Origin of the sequence: Aquitalea palustris (genome assembly GCF_003693445.1) — a bacterium.
GTDB lineage: Bacteria > Pseudomonadota > Gammaproteobacteria > Burkholderiales > Chromobacteriaceae > Aquitalea > Aquitalea palustris.
The window spans coordinates 58,661-76,673 of record NZ_RFAR01000023.1 but is presented as its reverse complement, the minus strand read 5'-3'; the positions used below and the strand labels follow the sequence as shown (position 1 = coordinate 76,673).

Below are 18,013 nucleotides of genomic sequence, written 5' to 3'. Positions count from 1 at the left end.
TTAGAAGCCCAGCTCAATCGAGCTGGGCTTTTTGCATTTTTACCCTCGCGCCCAGCGTAAATCGTAATTAGCACAGTCGTAAAAATAGCCGCTAAGAAGCGGCTATTTGCGTTTATTGGCTACCCACTGGAGTTTTCCGGTGGGGATGTGATCGAGCCACTAGGGGTTGCGCTACAGCATCAGGTTCAGCATCCGGTCAATGCGCACTCGGCTCAGTCGCGTGAGAATGGTGCGTACTTTTAATGGATAGTTACGCACGCTTTCCAGCTGGCGATAGTGACTGATGCGGGTGGTGTGCTGCAGGATGTGTTGCTGTTCGCGCTGGCTTTGGGATTGCAGCTCTTGTTCCGGATCGTGAATCAGCAAGGCATTTTCCAGATCGAGCCGGAATGCGCGTGGATTCATATTGTTGCCAGTCAGCAGGATGTAGTTCTGGTCACACCACATGCCTTTGAGGTGGTAGCTGTTATCCCCCTCTTTCCAGAGCTGCAGATGGAGTTTCCCTGCATCGATATGCGCCTGGCGGCGTTTGGCAAAGCGGCGCAGATTCATTTCATAGAGATAGGGCAGTGCTGCAATCAGGCGGAAGGGCTCGGATTCGGGAATGAAAAAATCATTGGCGGTTTTGTCGCCGATGATGATGGTGACTTCCACGCCACGGCGCAGGGCGCGATTGATAGCGCGCAGTACTGCCATGGGGAAGTTGAAGTAGGGCGTGCAGATGACCAGCCGTTGCTCGGCCTTGGCGATCAATTGCAGGATGAGGCGATTGAGCGCATTGCCCTTGCCCAGCCCCAGCACCGGGGTGACACCCATGCCGTGCTGACAGGCCTGCTCGGGGGGCAGGGTGTAGTGCAGGCTTTCCAGCCGGCTGCGGAAGGCGCGGATTTCCTTGCGGATGCTGCGGGTGCAGGGCACCGGTTTGTCTAACCGGAACACGGCCTCATCATTGAAAAAGTGCTGGCACAGCAACTTGACCATGCTGTCGGCCAGGGCGGCATTTTCCAGCAGGTGATAGCGGTCGAAACGGTATTTGTCCTGCTTGTGCAAATAGACATTGTTGAGGCTGGCACCGCTGTAGATCACCTGGTTATCGATCACGAAACCTTTCAGGTGCAGTACGCCGAACAATTCCCGCGTTTGAGCCGGGACGCCATACACGGGCAGCTCGACCGCGTGGCGACTGCATTCCTCGCGATACCAGGCGGCATTGCAGCTGTCGTGGCTCTCGCCGATGCGACCGCGTTGCGCGCGGTGCCAGTCCACCGTGATGCGGATGTCCAGTGCAGGGTTGGCCTGCTTGGCTTCAAACAGTGCCGCCAGTATTTCACGACCGGCTTCATCCTGTTCCAGATAGAGTGCCGTGAGATAAATGCGCTGCCGGGCATTGGCGATGGCAGCCAGCAGGGCATGCCGAAACTCTGCTGCGCTGGACAAGGTGGTAAAGGCGGCGGCGCTCAGCGGAAAACGCGGCAGGCGCTGCAATGAAGGCCGGTCAAGAAGAAATGCCATGCGGGATCGATCACGAGTAAAACGGTTGATCGAGGCATCCTAGCATCGTTTGCCGGTTTTGGGGTCGCCAGCAGGGGCATGCCGGCAGGCAGCTAGCAGCCAAGGGTATCGCGCAGGCGATGGTAGAGCACGGACAGGCGCAGCAGGCTGTCTTCCAGCGAGGCTGGCAGTGGCAGCGGGTGCGCATACAGTTTGTTGAATACATCAAAGCAGCCGATATCACCTGCCATGGTTTCTGCCAGCATTTGCCCGGCCATGCCGCTTAATGCGACACCATGGCCGGCAAAGCCCTGGGCGTGGTAGATGCGCTGTCCCTGGCGGCCGATCTGTGGCAGGCGTGCGGGGCCGACATCCACATGACCACTCCATGCATAGTCGATCTGCCGGTTTTTCCATTGGGGAAAGATGCGGGCTAGTCGCGCCTGGTACTCGGTCATCATGGCCTGCGGGCTGCTGCAGGCACTGCCTGGATGGCCACCAAACAGCAGGCGATGATCGGGCGTCAGGCGGAAGTAATCTGGCAAGGGGCTGCCTTCGCAGACGGCGGCGCCACCGGGTAGCAGGCTGCTGGCCAGTTCTGCCGGTAAGGGGGCCGTGGCAATGATGTGCGAACGCAGCGGTACGATGCAGCGCCGTAAGCCGGCTTGCAATGGCCCGATATCAACATTGCAGGCCAGCACCATTTTGTCGGCATTGACCCAGCCTTGAGGTGTGCCGATCTGCAAGCCCCGTTTGTCCTCGTCGATGGAGGTGACGGGTGAATGCTCAAATAATTTCACGCCAGCCTGCGAGGCCGCCCGTGCCAGCCCCTGTGCATATTTGAGCGGGTGCAGGTGACCACAGCCACTGTCGTAAAGCGCGGCGCTGAAGCACGGTGAGTCGATGTGACCGCGCAGCGCCGGCCCTTCCAGCCATTGTGCGTCGTGATAGCCATACGCCTGTAGCTGGCGCTGCTGGGCCTGCACCCATTGCTGCTGCCGACGGTTGCGTACGGTGGTGAGAAGGCCCCAGTGCAGATCGCAGTCGATCTGATGCTGGTGGATACGGTTGGCAATCAGCGAGACCCCCTCCAGCGAGGCATCCCAGCATTGGCGGGCCCCCCGTGCCCCCAGCTGCTTTTCAAATGCAGCCATGCTGGCGGCAAAACCGTGCAGGATATGCCCGCCATTGCGGCCTGATGCGCCAAAACCGACCAGGGCACCTTCCAGCAGGGTGACCGAGAGCCCTTTTTCAGCCAGGCTCAGTGCGGTGGACAGGCCGGTAAAACCGGCGCCCACCACACAGACATCACAGCGTATGACTTCGTTGAGAACCGGATAGCGCTCGCGCAGTGGCGCCGTGGCTGCGTGCCAGGAGTCGATGTGATGGCCATCAAACTGGGCCAGATGCGGTGCGTGTTCACGGTTCATGCAAGCTCTTTCAAGCCTGGCTTAGCAGATGGCGATACTCCCAGGGACTGACCTGGCGATTGAATTCCTGCCATTCACTCAGCTTGAGCTGACAATAGGTGGCAACAAACTGCGGTCCCAGCACTGCAGCCAGTTCAGCATTGGCAGCCAGCCGCTCCACCGCTTCCAGCTGGGTGCGGGGAAAGGCGTAGGGGCGACCATAGGCGCTGCTATCCAGCGGTGCTGTCGGCTGCAGTTCCTGTTGCATGCCAAGCAAACCGCAGGCCAGGGTGGTGGCCAAAGCCAGATAGGGGTTGGCATCCACACCGGGCAAGCGGTTCTCCACCCGTCGTGCTTGTGGGCCTCCATGCGGAATGCGCAAGCCGCAGGTACGGTTGTCATAGCCCCATTCCACATTGATGGGCGCTGCCGTAAAGGGTGCCAGCCGGCGGAAGGAGTTGACGTAGGGAGCCAGGAGCAGCAAGGCATCGGGCAAATAGTGTTGCAGGCCGGCGATATAGTGGGCGAAACGCGGTGCAGCTTGGCCATTGTCCAGCGAGAAGGCGTTGCGGCCAGTATCGGCATGCACCAGGCTCTGGTGGATATGCATGGCGCTGCCGGCATCATCGGCCAGCGGTTTGGCCATGAAACACGCCTCCAGATTGTGGCGTGCTGCAGCCTCACGCACCATGCGCTTGAACAGGAAGGCCTGATCGGCCAGCGCAATGGCATCGCCGTGTTGCAGATTGATCTCCAGTTGGCCGCAGCCTACCTCTTGCAGCAAGGTATCGGCCCCGATGCCCAGGCATTGGCAGCCATGCTGGATATCGCCCAGTACCGCATCCAGATCGTGCAGCCGGTCCAGTGAATAGGGCTGGCGCAGGCTATCGCCAGTGCTGCCATAGCAGGCGGGAGCTTGTGGAGCGGCATCCAGGCTGCTGCGGCGGGCAAACAGATAAAACTCCATTTCCGGCGCAACCACCGGCGTCAGGCCCAGTTCGGCATAACGTGCCAGCACCCGCTTGAGCACATTGCGCGGGGCGAACTCCACCAGACTGCCATCCTCATGCAGGCAGTCGTGAATCAGCATGGCCGCCGGTTCGCGGCTCCATGGCAACTGGCGCAGGGTGCTGGAATCAGGCAGCAGGCGCATGTCGGGGTCGAGTTCGGGCACCAGCTGTTGCAGGCAGTGGCCGCTGACGCTTTGTACCAGGCCAACCTGGGAGAAGCGCAGCTCGTTCGTGGCCAGCAGGCTGGCGGTGGGGACAACCTTGCCGCGTGCGCTACCGGTGATATCGGAAAACAGGCATTCGACCGTGCGAATGCCGTGGCTGTGCAGCCAATTTGCAGAATCTTGCATGGATGGTCCTTGTGCTAGGCATTGTCGTGAGCCGCCATACGGCGGGTATTACGGCACAACGCTAGCGGTGACCGACTGCAGTAAACGGCTGGATGAAGAAGCCCAGCGACAAGGCTGTCGGATTGGCCCACGGGCACAGCGCCACCACTGCCAGAGGCAGGGCGGGGACGGCTGGTGGGTTGCGACGTGCTTGCATGTGGCCGGGCATCCTGATGAAGGGTGGGTAGTGCTGCGCTGATTTTTAAACGGCTTTGCCCGCTGGCGTCAATTCTTTTTAATGTGCTTGGCGCATGCTGTGGTGGATTTGCCGGGCACTCGGGTGGACAGCCGCATGGCAAGAGCTGACGAAATGTGCAAAAATTCGGTCAACTAGACGATTTGCAGGTTTTTTTCATGCTGGACCGGGACGGATATCGCCCCAATGTCGGAATCATCCTCATCAACGGTAAAAATGAGGTGTTCTGGGGCAAGCGGGTGCGCGAGCATTCCTGGCAATTTCCGCAAGGAGGCATCAAGCCGGGCGAAAGTCCGGAAGCGGCCATGTACCGCGAGCTTCTGGAGGAGGTCGGGCTGTTGCCGCAACATGTCAAGATCGTGGGGCGTACCCGCGACTGGCTGCGCTATGACGTGCCCAGCAACTGGGTAAGGCGCGAATGGCGTGGCAGTTATAAAGGACAGAAACAAATCTGGTTCCTGCTGCGGCTGACCGGTCGCGATTGCGATGTCTGCCTGCGTGCCAGCAGCCATCCGGAATTCGACGGCTGGCGCTGGAATGACTATTGGGCACCGGTGGATGCGGTCATCGAGTTCAAGCGCGATGTTTATATCCGCGCCCTGACCGAGTTATCCCGTTTTCTCAAGGGCCTGGAAAATTACGACAGCTTCCTGCAGCGCATGCGTCAGCCCGCCTGCGGTTTACCGGACAAGCTGCAGGATCACTGACGCCGCATTGCCGGGCGATCTGCATCATTCTTCAAGCAAGCGGCGGCCCAGTGCTGCCGTTTGAGCATCATGCCCTTCCCGCCGTATGGCGGGGCGGCGACATCATTCAGCTTGGCCCTGGCTGCAGGGCCGATACAGGCGACGAAACAAGCTATGACTCAACAGTACGACGAATCCTCGGTACGGGTGCTCAAGGGGCTGGAACCGGTCAAGGAACGGCCGGGCATGTATACCCGCACCACCGATCCCACGCATATTTGTCAGGAAGTCATCGATAACGCAGCCGACGAGGCGCTGGGTGGCTATGCCCGCAAGATTGCCGTCACCGTGCATCAGGATGGCTCGCTGTCGGTAGAAGACGATGGTCGCGGCATTCCGGTGGGCCTGCATCCGCAGGAAGGCGTGCCGGTGGTGGAGCTGGTATTCACCCGGCTGCATGCTGGCGGTAAGTTCAACAAGAAGGATGGCGGTGCCTATGCCTTCTCCGGCGGTCTGCATGGTGTGGGCGTGTCGGTGACCAATGCCTTGTCCACCCGGCTGGAGGTGGAGGTCAAACGCGAAGGTGGTGTACACCGCCTGGTGTTTTCCGGTGGGGATGTGATCGAGCCACTGGCCCGTATCGGCGATTGTGGCTCGCGCACCAGCGGCACCCGCGTGCGGGTATGGCCGGATGGCAAATATTTTGAAAGCCCGCGTTACTCCTTGCCGGAGCTGGAGCGCCTGCTGCGCGCCAAGGCGGTATTGCTGCCCGGCGTTGCGGTGACGCTGACGGTGGAGCGCCCCAGTGGTGACGAGGTCAAGGTGTGGCAGTATCCGCAGGGCCTGAAAAGCTATCTGGCCGAGCTGTGCAATGGCGACGAGCCGGTCGCCCCGCTGTTTGCTGCCGAAGCCTATATCGGTGACGACCACGAACAGTTCGCCAAGGGCGAGGGTGTGCAATGGGCGATGGCCTGGTTCGAAGACGGGGCCAGCGGCGAGAGCTACGTCAACCTGATTCCCACCCCGTCTGGCGGTACGCACGAAGCCGGCCTGCGCGCCGGGGTGTTTGATGCAGTGAAAACCTTTATCGATCACCACAATCTGCTGCCGCGTGGCGTCAAGCTGATGGCCGAAGACGTGTGGAGCCGGGTGCGCTTTGTACTGTCCGCCCGCGTGCTCGACCCGCAATTCCAGGGCCAGACCAAGGACAAGCTCACCAGTCGCGATGCGCTCAAGCTGATTTCCAGCCTGGCGCGGGACCCGGTGGAGCTGTGGCTGAACCAGAATGTGGAGGCCGGCAAGAAGATTGCTGAGCTGGCCATCCGTCAGGCGCAATCACGGCTGAAATCGGTCAAGAAAGTAGAAAAGAAAAAAGGTTCGGGCGTTGCCGTGCTGCCGGGCAAGCTGACGGATTGCGAAAGCGAAGATCTGGAGCGCAACGAGCTGTTCCTGGTAGAAGGTGATTCGGCCGGTGGTTCGGCCAAGCTGGCGCGTGACAAGGAATACCAGGCCATCCTGCCGCTGCGTGGCAAGGTGCTCAACAGCTGGGAAACCGACAAGGATCAGCTGTTTTCCAATGCCGAAATCCATGACATCTCGGTGGCCATCGGTGTCGACCCGCACGGGCCGGACGATCACCCCGACCTGTCCAGCCAGCGTTACGGCAAGATTGCCATCCTGTCTGATGCCGACGTAGACGGCTCTCACATTCAGGTGCTGTTGCTGACCTTGTTCTTCCGCCATTTCCCGCGGCTGATCGAAAACGGCAATATCTACATCGCCCAGCCGCCGCTGTTCCGGGTGGATGTGCCGGGTTCGGGCAAGAACCGTCCGCCGCGCAAGATTTATGCGCTGGACGAGGGCGAACTCAACGCCATTCTCGACCGTCTGCGCAGTGAAGGGGTGCGTGAGGGCAGCTGGGGGATCTCGCGCTTCAAAGGTCTGGGCGAGATGAACCCGGAGCAACTGAAGGACACCACCATGAACCCCGATACCCGCCGCTTGTCGCGGGTGCAGGTGCGTCCGGGCGAGCTGGCCCATACCCTGTCCACCTTCGTCATGCTGATGGGCAAGGGCGAGGCTTCCAGCCGTCGTAGCTGGATGGAGGCCAAGGGCAATGAGGTGGAGGCCGATATCTGAGCCAGTCGCTGTCTGGCGCTGATGGGCATGCAAAAGGGGACCTGCGGGTCCCCTTTGCCATGGCAGATCACAATTGCTCAGTCGGCCAGTGCGATCACCACCCGCTTGTTGCGTGCGCCCTTGCTTTCAATCTTTTTCACCAGCAGGCGGCCGATCTCGCCGGTGCTGCGCACATGGGTGCCGCCACAGGGCTGCAGGTCGACACCATCAATTTCCAGCAGGCGGATTTCCGACAAGTCCAGCGGCGGGGTCACCGACATGGTCTTGATCAGCTCGGGACGCGCTTTCAATGCTTCGCCACTGGTCATCTGGATGCTCACCGCCAGGTCCTGTGCCACCAAGGCATTCAGGCCAGCCTCGATGGCGTCCTTGTCCAGCTCCATGCCTTCCGGAATGTCGAAGTCCAGCCGGCCGGATTCGGCCGTCAGATTGCCACCGGTGACGCCGGCCTTGATCACCACGGAGAGCAAATGCAGGCCGGTGTGCACCCGCATGTGACGGTGACGGCGCGCCCAGTCCAGCGTCAGGGTGACGGGGCTGCCGGCTGCCAGTCGCGGGGCATCGGCGGCGGTGATGTGGAGGATTTCGCGGGTTTCGCGGTTGCGCCGGGTATCGCTGATGGCCAGCGTGCTGCCATCGGCCAGGGCCAGCGTGGCGGTGTCGCCGGGCTGGCCGCCGCCCAAGGGGTAGCACAGGGTGTCTGCCAGCACCAGGCCGGCATCGTCATGGCGCACGACGGTGGTTTCCAGCAGGCTTTGGTAAGGGTCGAGGTAAAAGCGCTCCTGCATGACGGCTCCTTGGGTGGGGAATGATCTGATCATGACAGGGTGATGGCGTTGTGCGGTCATTTCAAGTGGCAATTCCCTGGCAAATGCAGGGTGACAGCTTGTGAAGGCTGGCCGGGAATACGATAATCGCCCGTTCTTCGTTTTTTGCGCGCCTGCTGCAAGGCTGGGCGCGGTGTGCTGCCATGACCCAAGCCCATAATCTGGAAACCTACACCCCGCCGCCTGATACCGGTCTGGCGGTGATTTACGCCGACGACTGCCTGGTGGTGGTGGACAAGCCGTCTGGCCTGCTGTCGGTGCCCGGGCGTGGCGAGGGCAAGGAGGATTGCCTGGTCAGCAGGGTGCAGAAAGTCTATCCCGACGCACTGACCGTGCACCGGCTGGACATGGCTACCTCGGGCTTGGTGATCTTTGGCCGTGGGGCAGCGATGCAGCGTGCGCTGTCGATTGCTTTCATGGACCGCAAGGTGAAAAAGCGCTATATCGCCGTGGTGGACGGTATTGTCGAAAGCAATAGCGGCACCATCGACCTGCCGCTGATCATCGATTGGCCGAACCGGCCACGGCAGAAGGTCGATCTGGTGGAGGGCAAGCAAGCCATCACCCATTACCGCGTGGTATTGCGCGATTCCCTGCGCCAGACCTCGCGCATGGAGCTGGACCCGCAAACCGGCCGTGCCCACCAGTTGCGCATGCACATGCTGCATCTGGAAAGCGGCCATCCCATTCTGGGCGATGACATTTATGCGCCGCCGGAAGTGCTGGCCAAGGCCGAGCGCCTGCTGCTGCATGCCTCGCGGCTGGTGGTGCGCCACCCGATTACCCGTGAGGAAATGGAATTCGAAGCCCCCGTGCCGTTTTGATGGCCTGGTGTTGCCCGCAAAAAAGCCTGCTTGTCGTCCAAGCAGGCTTTTTTACTTTAGGCGGCCAGCTTACTGCCGTGCCGTGCGGGTGTTGTGCTGTGGCGGTTCTGCCGCATTGCTGCGCCAGGGGTTGATGTCCAGGCCGCCACGGCGGGTGTAGCGGGCGTAGACCGTCAGCTGCTGCGGTGCACAGGCGCGCAGGATGTCGGTGAAGATGCGCTCCACGCACTGCTCGTGGAATTCATTGTGCTGGCGGAAACCGATCAGGTAGCGCAGCAGGGCCTCGCGGTCCAGCTGGGGGCCGGTATAACTGATCTGCACGCTGCCCCAGTCCGGCTGGCCGGTCACCAGGCAATTGGACTTCAGCAGATTGCTGCACAGGGTTTCGCTGACGATATGGCTGCTATCGGCGCGCAGAATCTCCGGGCAGGGCGCGTAGTTGTCGACGGCGATGTCCAGCGCGTCGATATAGTCGCCGGCCAGTTCGGCAATGCGCTCAGCGGCAAAGTCCTGCGGCAGCTGTACGCTGACCGATACCGCGCCGCCGGCGGCATTGGACAGGTCCAGCGCCAGCTGCGCCTGTAACTCTTCCAGGCTGGCAATGCGGGTCTGGTTATAGCTGTTCAGGTAGAGCTTGAACGATTTGGACTCGATCAGATTGGGGCTGTCGGCCGGAATGCGGAAGGTGGCAATGCCCACCTGCGGCTTGCCGCGTGCATTCAGCCAGGACAGCTCGAAACCGGTCCAGATATCCACGCCGGCAAAGGGCAGGGCCTGTTCGTTCACGCCGATTTCATCGCGTTTCATCTTGCGCGGAATGGGAAACAGCAGGCTGGCGTCGTACTGGTCCTGATAGCTGACGGTCTTGCCCAGCGGGGACTGTTCCGGTGACATGGCTTGGGGTTTCATGATGTTTCCTTGCAATACGTATCAATGTTCGCGCCGCATGAACTGGCGCGGGCGGAAGCCCAGTGCAAACAGCGAGGCGAAGTAGGTGACGGCGCCGGCGACCACCAGCAGGGTCAGCCAGCACACGCGCTGCCAGGCGTGGCCATCCCAGTGGATGGGCAGCAGCCATTGCAGGGCCAGCAGTACGGCGGTCATCGCCAGGATGGCCAGTGCCATCTTGCCGAGGAAGCCACTCCAGCCGGCTTGCGGCTGGTAGATCTTGCGTTTGAGCAGGGTGGACAGCAGCAGGCCGGCATTCAGGCAGGAGGCCAGGCCAATCGACAGCGCCAGTCCGGCGTGTTTGAGCGAAAACACAAACATCAGGTTCATCAGCTGGGTGCAGCCCAGGGTAATCAGGGCAATGCGTACCGGCGTCTTGATGTCTTGTCGCGCATAAAAGCCCGGTGCCAGCACCTTGACCAGAATCAGCCCCAGCAGGCCCAGGGAGTAGGCGATGACGGCCTGTTGCGACATCAGCGCATCATGCGCGGTAAAGCGGCCATACATGAACAGGGTGGACAGCAAGGGGCCGGACAGCAGGCCCAGGCCCACGGTGGCCGGCACCGCCAGCAGCAGCGACAGGCGAATGCCCCAGTCCAGCAGTACGCTGAATTCACTGTCGGACTTACTGGCAGCATGCTTGGACAGCGAGGGCAGCAGGATGGTCCCCAGCGCCACGCCCAGCACGCCGGAGGGGAATTCCATCAGCCGGTCGGCGTAATACATCCACGACACGCTGCCGGTGGGCAGGAAGGAGGCGAAGGTGGAGTTGATCAGCAAGGAGATCTGCGCCACCGATACCCCGAAGATGGCCGGGCCCATCTGGCGGATTACCCGCCATACCGCTGCGTCCTTGAAGTCGAAGATGGGCATGGTGAGCATGCCGATCTGCTTGAGAAAGGGCAGTTGCCATACCAGTTGGATCAGGCCGCCGACAAACACCGCCCAGGCCATGGCCATGATGGGCGGGTGAAAGTTGTGGGTGAAAAACAGCGCAAACACGATGAAGCTGAGATTCAGAAAGGTGGGCGTGAAGGCCGGGATCGAGAATTTGCCCCAGCTATTGAGGATGCTGCCGGTCATCGACGACAGCGAAATGAAAAAGATATAAGGAAACGACACGCGCAGGATGTCGGCAAACAAGGCTGCTTTGGCCGGTTCGCGATAAAAGCCGGGGGCGGAGATCCACATGATGGCCGGGGCAGCCAGCATGCCGATGGCCGTTACCAGCAGCAGTACCGAACCCAGCACACCCGTTACCTTGGCGACGAATTCGCGGGTTTCAGCTTCGGTTTTCTGATTCTTGTATTCACCCAGGATGGGGACAAACGCCTGGGAGAACGCCCCTTCGGCGAACAGGCGGCGCAACATATTGGGAATCTTGAAGGCGGCATTAAAGGCATCTGCCGCCATGCCGGCGCCAAAGACGCGGGCGATAAGGGTGTCACGGACCAGGCCGAGAATACGCGACACCATGGTCATGCTGCTGACTGCAGCCAGAGCCTTGAGCAGGTTCATTTATTGGGGGGAGGGCGGGTTGAGCAAGCCGGCTAGTTTACGCTGGCGGGTTTATTGTTGCAAAACCTGAGTTTAAGGCTTAGAATCGCGGGTTTCAGATTCCGCTCATCAGGAGAAAGATTCATGGCTAACAGCGCACAAGCTCGCAAGCGTGCACGCACAGCCCTTAAGCAGCGCGCGCATAACGCCAGCCTGCGTACTGCGTTCCGTACTGCAGTAAAGAAAGTGCTCAAGGCAATTGAAGGTGGTGACAAGGCTGCGGCCAAGGTTGTGTTCCACGCTTCCACCAAAGTAATCGACCGTATCGCTGACAAAGGCGTGTTCCACAAGAACAAGGCAGCTCGTCATAAGAGCCGTCTGTCTGCTCAGATCAAGGCCATGGCCTGATCCCAGCCCAGCGCTGACGAATACGCAAAAAGGCCCCGCAAGTGCGGGGCCTTTTGTGTTTTCCGGGCCAGCTTAGCCTCGGCTTTGTTGCGCCAGTGCCACGACCCGTGTTTCAGCCCAGCAGGGCAAAGGCCTGGCTGGCCATTTCCCCTTCTTCATCGGTAGCCAGTACGTAAGCGTGATGCGGGCTGCCGGCGCTGGTCAGTTGCCGTGCATGGGCCAGATTGGCGGCGTGATCGGCTTCAAAGCCCAGCCAGCCCAGTTGGCCCAACACGCGGCCGCGTACTTCAGCCGAATGCTCACCAATGCCGGCGGTAAAGATGATGGCGTCCAGCCCCTTCATGGCTCCAGCCAGCGAGGTGATCTCGCGCACGATGCGGTAGCAGAACAGCTCCACCGCCTCACGCGCTGCCGGCAGGCTGCTGGCCAGCAGTTCGCGCATGTCGGCGGACACACCACCGGACACCCCCAGCAGGCCGGAGTTTTTGTATAGCTCGCGCCGTACCTCGCCCACACCCATGCCTTCGTGTTCCATCCAGTACAGCACCACTTCCGGGTCCAGATAACCCGGTCGCGTGCCCATCATCAGGCCATCTACTGCAGAAAAGCCCATGCTGGAGGCCACGCTGCGGCCTTGCTGGATGGCGCAGGCGCTGGAGCCGCTGCCCAGATGGCACACCACTACCCTGGCATCAGCCAGCCCCAGGCTAGCCAGCTTGCGGGTGATGGAGGCATAGGACAGGCCGTGAAAGCCGTAGCGGCGTACGCCTTCGTCGTGCCAGTGGCGGGCAATGCCGAAGCGGGTGGCCACTTCCGGCTGGCTGGCGTGAAAGGCGGTATCAAAGCAGGCCAGCTGCGGCAGCGCGGGGTCGAGCGTGCGGAAGGCATCGATCACCTGCAGGCTGACCGGCTGGTGTAGCGGGGCCAGTGGAATGAAGGCTTCCAATGCCTGGCAGCTGTCTTCATCCAGCCGGGTGACTGCGTGGAAGCGGCTGCCGCCATGCACCACCCGATGCACCACGGCGGCGACGGCGATGCCGTGATCGGCCAGGGTGTTGATCATGGCGGCAACGGCAGCCTCGCGGCTGTCATCGCCCAGCTCGCGCTCTTCCAGCTGCTGGTGCAGGGTGTCGTGCAGGCTGAGGCTGGTGTGCTTCTGGCCGAAATGGTCGATCAGGCCGCGCATCAGCAGTGCGCCGCCATCCATGGCGTAGGCGCGGAACTTGAGGGTGGAGGAGCCGGCGTTGACGGCAATCAGCGCCTTGATCACTGGCTGGCCCCACGGCGGCGGTGCGCCAGCACATTGGCCACGGCGGCCGAGGCCAGGCGGCCGGTGGCATCTTCGGCACGGCTGGTCAGTACGATGGGGACGCGCGCGCCCATCACGATGCCTGCCGAGGAGGCGGCTGCCAGGTAGGTCAGCTGCTTGGCCAGCATATTGCCGGATTCCAGGTCAGGCACCAGCAGGATGTCCGGGTCGCCGGCCACTTGCGACACGATGCCCTTGGTGTCGGCGGCTTCGTGCGAGATGGCATTGTCGAAGGCCAGCGGGCCATCCAGCAGGGCGCCCTTGATCTGGCCACGGTCTGCCATCTTGCACAGCGCAGCGGCATCCAGCGTGGCGCGCATGGCCGGGTTGATGGTTTCCACCGCCGCCAGAATGGCGACCTTGGGGCAGGCAATGCCCAGGGCGTGGGTCAGGTCGATGGCGTTCTGGCAGATGTCGCGCTTGGTCATCAGGTCGGGCTCGATGCTGATGGCGGCATCGGTGATGAACAGATAACGCGGATAGCTTTCCACCTTCATGATGAATACATGGCTGATGCGGCGGTCGGTGCGGATGCCGGTGTCGCGGGCCAGCACTTCCGTCATGAATTCATCGGTATGCAGGCTGCCCTTCATCAGGATGTCGGCATAGCCATCACGTACCAGCTTGACCGCCTGCTCGGCGGAAGCGTGGCTATGCGGGGTGTCGATTACTTCGTAGCGGGAGAGGTCGACATCCAGCTCTTCGGCCAGCTTGTTCAGCCGGCTGCGCGGGCCGATCAGGATGGGGGTGGCAATGCCGTGTTCGGCGGCCTCTACCGCACCCAGCAAGGCTTCGCGGCTGCAGGGGTGGGCCACGGCCATGGGCAGCGGACCCTGATTGGTGGCTTGTTGCAGGATGTCGTCAAATGCTTTGTCATCGCGGGTCATGGATGGTCTCCGGGGCGCGAGCAGGATAGGGGAGGCTGGCCAGCGCTGGCGCTGGCCGCCGTGGCATCAGGCCATGATGTGATGGCCGCCATCGACATAGATGGTCTGGCCGGTAAGGCTGCGGGCGGCATTGGAAATGAGGAAGGCGCAGGTCATGCCCACGTCTTCGATATCCACCAGCTTGTTTTGCGGTGCACGGGCGATGGCGTCGTCGATCAGCTGGTCGAAGTGGGCAATGCCGGAAGCAGCGCGGGTCTTGAGCGGACCGGGCGACACGGCATGCACGCGGATGCCCTTGGGGCCGAGTTCGCTGGCCATATAGCGCGACACGCTTTCCAGCGCGGCCTTGACCGGGCCCATCATGTTGTAGTTTTCCACCACTTTGTCAGCACCGTAGTAGCTCATGGTGATCAGCGAGCCGCCATCTTTCATCAGCGGTTCGGCATGACGGGCCATTTCCACGAAGGAGTAGCAGGAAACATGCATGGCTTGCTGGAAACCGTCGCGCGAGCAGTCCACTACACGGCCATGCAGATCGTCCATCGGGCAGAAGGCGATGGAGTGAATGACAAAGTCCAGCTTGCCCCAGTGTTGCTCGATATCGGAGAACACCTGTTGCATCTGGCCGGGCTGCTCCACGTCCAGCGGCATGACCAGCGGGGCTTCCAGTTTGTCGGCCAGCGGGCGCACGTATTTTTCCGCCTTAGCGTTCAGATAGGTGACGGCGACTTCGGCCCCCAGTTCACGCAGCACGCTGGCGCAGCCATAGGCGATGCTGTTTTCGTTGGCGATGCCGACAATCAGGCCTTTTTTGCCACTGATGATATTGCGGATGCTATCCATATAATCCTCTGGTAAAACCATTTTTGGAGTGGGTCGATGTCATCCTGGCAGCGCGATGTTGCGAGTGCGTGAAAACAGCATTTTTGTATTGCGGCGACAGTCGGATATAATCGAAGGTTTGCGGGTAAGCTACTTGTGTTTGCCTTCTCTGGCCGCACTTTGCATCATAGGTCAGAGTCACGCATTTATTGTGCACTGCAGTAAAAGCGTATTGTGCACTGTAGCAAAAATACGCCATTTATGCCATTTACATGATGGTTGGAGTGAAATATGCCGATCTATGAATACCGCTGTACTGCCTGTGGCGCAGCCAAGGAACATCTGCAGAAAATGAGCGATGAGCCGATCGCCCAGTGCCCGGCCTGTGGCAGTGCCGATTACCACAAACAGCTGTCCGCTGCTGGTTTCCAGCTGAAGGGTTCCGGCTGGTATGAAACCGACTTCAAGAACGGCAGCTCCGGTGGTGGTCATAGCTGCGGCAATGGTTCTTGCGGCGGCGGGTGCGCTTAACACCCCATGACACAAATCAAAATGACCGTACGGGGCTACCTGGTGGCCGGCCTGTTGATCTGGCTGCCGCTGGGCATCACCCTGTGGGTGCTGAACCTGATCATCGGTTCGCTGGACCAGACGCTGAACCTGCTGCCGCACGAATGGCGGCCGGAGCAGCTGTTTGGCTTCCGCATACCCGGCCTGGGGGTGGTGTTTGCCTTCCTGATGCTGCTGGGCACCGGCATGTTTGCGGCCAATGTACTGGGCCAGCGCCTGGTAGATTTCTGGCACGGGCTGCTGTCGCGCACCCCTTTCGTCAAATCCATCTACAACAGCGTCAAGCAGGTCAGCGATACGCTGCTGTCGGATTCTGGCCAGGCTTTCAAGAAGGCACTGCTGGTGCGCTGGCCGCATCAGGATGCCTGGACGGTAGCCTTCCAGACCGGTTCTCCGGCACCGCAGGTGCTGGCGGAAATGGGCGAGGAAGAGCATGTCAGCGTCTATGTGCCGACTACGCCTAATCCGACTTCCGGCTATTTCATCATGGTGCCCAAGCGGGACACGCGCGAATTGACCATGAGCGTGGACGACGCGCTGAAATACGTGATCTCCATGGGGGTGGTGGTACCCAATCCGCCGCCGCAGGAGCAACGCTCCCGCCTGAACGACGAACTCAATCGCCAGGGCTAGGCAATCCAGCGCCTGGCCCTGCAGTGCACTGAACTACATTCAGACTTACCAATACAGAATTCAAGACAAGGGTTATCCGATGCGTACCGACTACTGCGGACTTATTGACAAGAAATACCTCGGCCAGACCGTCACCGTAAAAGGCTGGGCACACCGTCGCCGCGACCACGGTGGCGTAATCTTCATCGACCTGCGCGACCGCGAAGGCCTGGTGCAGGTGGTGATTGATCCGGACACCCCGGAAGCCTTCAAGCTGGCCGACAGCAGCCGTAACGAATTCGTGCTGGCCATCACCGGCATCGTGCGCGAACGTCCGGCCGGCACCGCCAACAGCAAGATGATTTCCGGCGAAATCGAAATCCTGGCCAAGGAAATCGAAATCCTCAACAGCGCCGCCACCCCACCCTTCCAGATCGACGACGAGAACATCTCGGAAAACGTCCGTCTGCTGAACCGTGTGATCGACCTGCGTCGCGCGCCGATGCAAAAGAACCTGCGCCTGCGCTACCGCGTGGCCATGGGTGTGCGTAATCACCTGGACAAGCAGGGCTTCATCGACATCGAAACCCCGATGCTGACCCGTTCCACCCCGGAAGGTGCCCGCGACTACCTGGTGCCGTCCCGCGTGCATCCGGGCGAATTCTTTGCCCTGCCGCAATCGCCGCAGCTGTTCAAGCAGCTGCTGATGGTGGCCGGCTTCGACCGCTACTACCAGATCACCAAGTGCTTCCGCGACGAAGACCTGCGTGCCGACCGTCAGCCTGAATTCACCCAGATCGATATCGAAACTTCGTTCCTGAACGAAGACGAGATCATGGACATCACCGAAAACATGGCGCAGGAAATCTTCCGCGACGTGATGAATGTCGAGCTGGGCAAGTTCCCCCGCATGACTTACAACGACGCCATGTTCCTCTATGGCTCGGACAAGCCGGACCTGCGCGTCTCGCTCAAGTTCACCGAACTGACCGACCTGATGAAGACCGAGGAATTCAAGGTCTTCCGTGGTGCCGCCGATATGCCGAACGGCCGCGTAGTGGCCCTGCGCGTACCGGGTGGTGCCGCCATTTCCCGCAAGGAAATCGACGAGTACACCCAGTTTGTCGGTATCTACGGTGCCAAGGGTCTGGCCTATATCAAGGTCAACGACAAGAGCAAGATCACCAATGACGAAACCAGCGGCCTGCAGTCGCCCATCGTCAAGTTCCTGTCGGTGGCCGCGCTGGAAGAAATCATGGCGCGCACCGGTGCCGACAACGGCGACATCATCTTCTTTGGTGCCGACAAGGCCAAGGTGGTGAATGAAGCCATCGGCGCGCTGCGTATCAAGATTGGTCATGAGCGTGGCGAGAAGGATGGTTACTTCGTGCGCGAATGGCGTCCGCTGTGGGTGGTGGATTTCCCGATGTTCGAGCATGACGAAGAAGCCGACCGCTGGACTGCCTGCCACCATCCGTTTACCAGCCCGAAACCGGGCCATGAAGACCTGATGGACACCGACCCGGCAGCCTGCCTGGCGCGTGCCTACGACATGGTGCTGAACGGCTGGGAAATCGGTGGCGGTTCGGTGCGTATCCACCGTGCCGACGTGCAGGAAAAGGTCTTCGCCGCGCTGAAGATCACCCCGGAAGAGCAGCAGAACAAGTTTGGCTTCCTGCTGGACAACCTGAAGTTTGGCGCGCCGCCGCACGGTGGCCTGGCTTTTGGTCTGGACCGTCTGGTTACCCTGATGGCTGGTGCCGAGTCCATCCGCGACGTGATTGCCTTCCCCAAGACCCAGCGTGCCCAGTGTCTGCTGACCAATGCGCCGAACGCGGTGGACGACAAGCAGCTGCGTGAACTGAACCTGCGTCTGCGCCAGAAGGCCGAACCGGCTGCCTGAGGCTGACGCTTGCTGTTACAGCACAAAAACGGACACTGCGGTGTCCGTTTTTATTTTCCTTGTAAATTACCTATGTACATATGTAA

17 protein-coding genes are annotated in these 18,013 nt (G+C 60.8%); 7 read left to right on the top strand and 10 right to left on the bottom strand.

Annotated features, from left to right (window positions below):
- Positions 1-171: 171 nt before the first annotated feature.
- From pssA to EAY64_RS20780, 4 genes are all read right to left on the bottom strand, one after another.
- Entirely contained in the window at positions 172-1,512 is a 1,341-nt protein-coding gene (gene pssA / locus EAY64_RS07175; RefSeq protein ID WP_103524094.1) for a CDP-diacylglycerol--serine O-phosphatidyltransferase, read from the bottom strand.
- Between the two features lie 92 nt (positions 1,513-1,604).
- A complete protein-coding gene (locus tag EAY64_RS07170; protein ID WP_103524093.1) occupies positions 1,605-2,921 on the bottom strand; it encodes an NAD(P)/FAD-dependent oxidoreductase in 1,317 nt (438 codons plus the stop codon).
- A gap of 10 nt (positions 2,922-2,931) precedes the next feature.
- Complete coding sequence (locus EAY64_RS07165) at positions 2,932-4,260, bottom strand: glutamine synthetase family protein (RefSeq protein WP_103524092.1); 1,329 nt, start codon at positions 4,258-4,260, stop codon at positions 2,932-2,934.
- 61 nt (positions 4,261-4,321) lie between these two features.
- The gene (locus tag EAY64_RS20780) at positions 4,322-4,456 is read right to left on the bottom strand and encodes a hypothetical protein (RefSeq protein WP_255424536.1); all 135 of its coding nucleotides are present in this window, start codon (positions 4,454-4,456) and stop codon (positions 4,322-4,324) included.
- A gap of 197 nt (positions 4,457-4,653) precedes the next feature.
- Here EAY64_RS20780 and EAY64_RS07160 point away from each other — a divergent pair, with 197 nt between their 5' ends.
- Positions 4,654-5,202: an RNA pyrophosphohydrolase gene (locus EAY64_RS07160; RefSeq protein ID WP_103524099.1), complete on the top strand. Its 549-nt coding sequence runs from the start codon at positions 4,654-4,656 to the stop codon at positions 5,200-5,202.
- A 153-nt stretch (positions 5,203-5,355) separates the two neighbouring features.
- Positions 5,356-7,320: a DNA topoisomerase IV subunit B gene (gene parE, locus EAY64_RS07155; protein WP_103524091.1), complete on the top strand. Its 1,965-nt coding sequence runs from the start codon at positions 5,356-5,358 to the stop codon at positions 7,318-7,320.
- A gap of 77 nt (positions 7,321-7,397) precedes the next feature.
- Here parE and EAY64_RS07150 read toward each other — a convergent pair whose 3' ends face one another.
- The gene (locus EAY64_RS07150; protein ID WP_103524090.1) at positions 7,398-8,108 is read right to left on the bottom strand and encodes an alanyl-tRNA editing protein; all 711 of its coding nucleotides are present in this window, start codon (positions 8,106-8,108) and stop codon (positions 7,398-7,400) included.
- A 182-nt stretch (positions 8,109-8,290) separates the two neighbouring features.
- Here EAY64_RS07150 and EAY64_RS07145 point away from each other — a divergent pair, with 182 nt between their 5' ends.
- A complete protein-coding gene (locus EAY64_RS07145) occupies positions 8,291-8,971 on the top strand; it encodes a pseudouridine synthase (RefSeq protein ID WP_103524089.1) in 681 nt (226 codons plus the stop codon).
- A 69-nt stretch (positions 8,972-9,040) separates the two neighbouring features.
- Here EAY64_RS07145 and queF read toward each other — a convergent pair whose 3' ends face one another.
- Both queF and murJ read right to left on the bottom strand, forming a co-directional pair.
- Positions 9,041-9,880: an NADPH-dependent 7-cyano-7-deazaguanine reductase QueF gene (queF, locus tag EAY64_RS07140; protein ID WP_103524088.1), complete on the bottom strand. Its 840-nt coding sequence runs from the start codon at positions 9,878-9,880 to the stop codon at positions 9,041-9,043.
- Positions 9,881-9,901: 21 nt separating this feature from the next.
- On the bottom strand, positions 9,902-11,437 hold the full coding sequence (murJ, locus tag EAY64_RS07135; protein ID WP_103524087.1) for a murein biosynthesis integral membrane protein MurJ: 1,536 nt from the start codon (positions 11,435-11,437) through the stop codon (positions 9,902-9,904).
- A 123-nt stretch (positions 11,438-11,560) separates the two neighbouring features.
- Here murJ and rpsT point away from each other — a divergent pair, with 123 nt between their 5' ends.
- Positions 11,561-11,824: a 30S ribosomal protein S20 gene (gene rpsT, locus EAY64_RS07130; RefSeq protein ID WP_045847229.1), complete on the top strand. Its 264-nt coding sequence runs from the start codon at positions 11,561-11,563 to the stop codon at positions 11,822-11,824.
- Positions 11,825-11,936: 112 nt separating this feature from the next.
- On the opposite strand, the gene EAY64_RS07125 is transcribed toward rpsT, so the two are convergent.
- From EAY64_RS07125 to fabI, 3 genes are all read right to left on the bottom strand, one after another.
- Positions 11,937-13,094, bottom strand: coding sequence for an acetate/propionate family kinase (locus EAY64_RS07125; protein WP_103524086.1), 1,158 nt, complete (start codon positions 13,092-13,094; stop codon positions 11,937-11,939).
- On the bottom strand, positions 13,091-14,020 hold the full coding sequence (locus EAY64_RS07120; protein WP_103524085.1) for a phosphate acetyltransferase: 930 nt from the start codon (positions 14,018-14,020) through the stop codon (positions 13,091-13,093). The genes EAY64_RS07125 and EAY64_RS07120 overlap by 4 nt, the downstream gene beginning before the upstream one ends.
- Positions 14,021-14,086: 66 nt before the next feature.
- Positions 14,087-14,863, bottom strand: coding sequence for an enoyl-ACP reductase FabI (fabI, locus tag EAY64_RS07115; RefSeq protein WP_103524084.1), 777 nt, complete (start codon positions 14,861-14,863; stop codon positions 14,087-14,089).
- Between the two features lie 270 nt (positions 14,864-15,133).
- Between fabI and EAY64_RS07110 the strand changes: the two genes are divergently transcribed.
- From EAY64_RS07110 to aspS, 3 genes are all read left to right on the top strand, one after another.
- Positions 15,134-15,373, top strand: a complete 240-nt coding sequence (locus tag EAY64_RS07110) for an FmdB family zinc ribbon protein (RefSeq protein ID WP_103524083.1) — start codon at positions 15,134-15,136, stop codon at positions 15,371-15,373.
- 6 nt (positions 15,374-15,379) lie between these two features.
- Positions 15,380-16,045 carry a DUF502 domain-containing protein gene (locus tag EAY64_RS07105; protein ID WP_103524082.1) on the top strand — a complete coding sequence of 222 codons (666 nt, stop codon included), beginning with the start codon at positions 15,380-15,382 and terminating at the stop codon, positions 16,043-16,045.
- A 79-nt stretch (positions 16,046-16,124) separates the two neighbouring features.
- Complete coding sequence (gene aspS / locus EAY64_RS07100) at positions 16,125-17,927, top strand: aspartate--tRNA ligase (protein ID WP_103524081.1); 1,803 nt, start codon at positions 16,125-16,127, stop codon at positions 17,925-17,927.
- The last annotated feature ends 86 nt before the right edge of the window (positions 17,928-18,013 follow it).

Excerpts from the sequence above, each read along its gene's own strand:
- EAY64_RS07170 (WP_103524093.1), bottom strand. The coding sequence starts at position 2,921 with ATGAACCGTGAACACGCACCGCATCTGGCCCAGTTTGATGGCCATCAC.
- EAY64_RS07165 (WP_103524092.1), bottom strand. The coding sequence starts at position 4,260 with ATGCAAGATTCTGCAAATTGGCTGCACAGCCACGGCATTCGCACGGTC.
- EAY64_RS07120 (WP_103524085.1), bottom strand. The coding sequence starts at position 14,020 with ATGACCCGCGATGACAAAGCATTTGACGACATCCTGCAACAAGCCACC.
- murJ (WP_103524087.1), bottom strand. The coding sequence starts at position 11,437 with ATGAACCTGCTCAAGGCTCTGGCTGCAGTCAGCAGCATGACCATGGTG.
- pssA (WP_103524094.1), bottom strand. The coding sequence starts at position 1,512 with ATGGCATTTCTTCTTGACCGGCCTTCATTGCAGCGCCTGCCGCGTTTT.
- aspS (WP_103524081.1), top strand. The coding sequence starts at position 16,125 with ATGCGTACCGACTACTGCGGACTTATTGACAAGAAATACCTCGGCCAG.
- rpsT (WP_045847229.1), top strand. The coding sequence starts at position 11,561 with ATGGCTAACAGCGCACAAGCTCGCAAGCGTGCACGCACAGCCCTTAAG.
- EAY64_RS07110 (WP_103524083.1), top strand. The coding sequence starts at position 15,134 with ATGCCGATCTATGAATACCGCTGTACTGCCTGTGGCGCAGCCAAGGAA.
- fabI (WP_103524084.1), bottom strand. The coding sequence starts at position 14,863 with ATGGATAGCATCCGCAATATCATCAGTGGCAAAAAAGGCCTGATTGTC.
- queF (WP_103524088.1), bottom strand. The coding sequence starts at position 9,880 with ATGAAACCCCAAGCCATGTCACCGGAACAGTCCCCGCTGGGCAAGACC.
- EAY64_RS07150 (WP_103524090.1), bottom strand. The coding sequence starts at position 8,108 with ATGCAGGAGCGCTTTTACCTCGACCCTTACCAAAGCCTGCTGGAAACC.
- EAY64_RS07105 (WP_103524082.1), top strand. The coding sequence starts at position 15,380 with ATGACACAAATCAAAATGACCGTACGGGGCTACCTGGTGGCCGGCCTG.
- parE (WP_103524091.1), top strand. The coding sequence starts at position 5,356 with ATGACTCAACAGTACGACGAATCCTCGGTACGGGTGCTCAAGGGGCTG.
- EAY64_RS20780 (WP_255424536.1), bottom strand. The coding sequence starts at position 4,456 with ATGCAAGCACGTCGCAACCCACCAGCCGTCCCCGCCCTGCCTCTGGCA.
- EAY64_RS07145 (WP_103524089.1), top strand. The coding sequence starts at position 8,291 with ATGACCCAAGCCCATAATCTGGAAACCTACACCCCGCCGCCTGATACC.
- EAY64_RS07160 (WP_103524099.1), top strand. The coding sequence starts at position 4,654 with ATGCTGGACCGGGACGGATATCGCCCCAATGTCGGAATCATCCTCATC.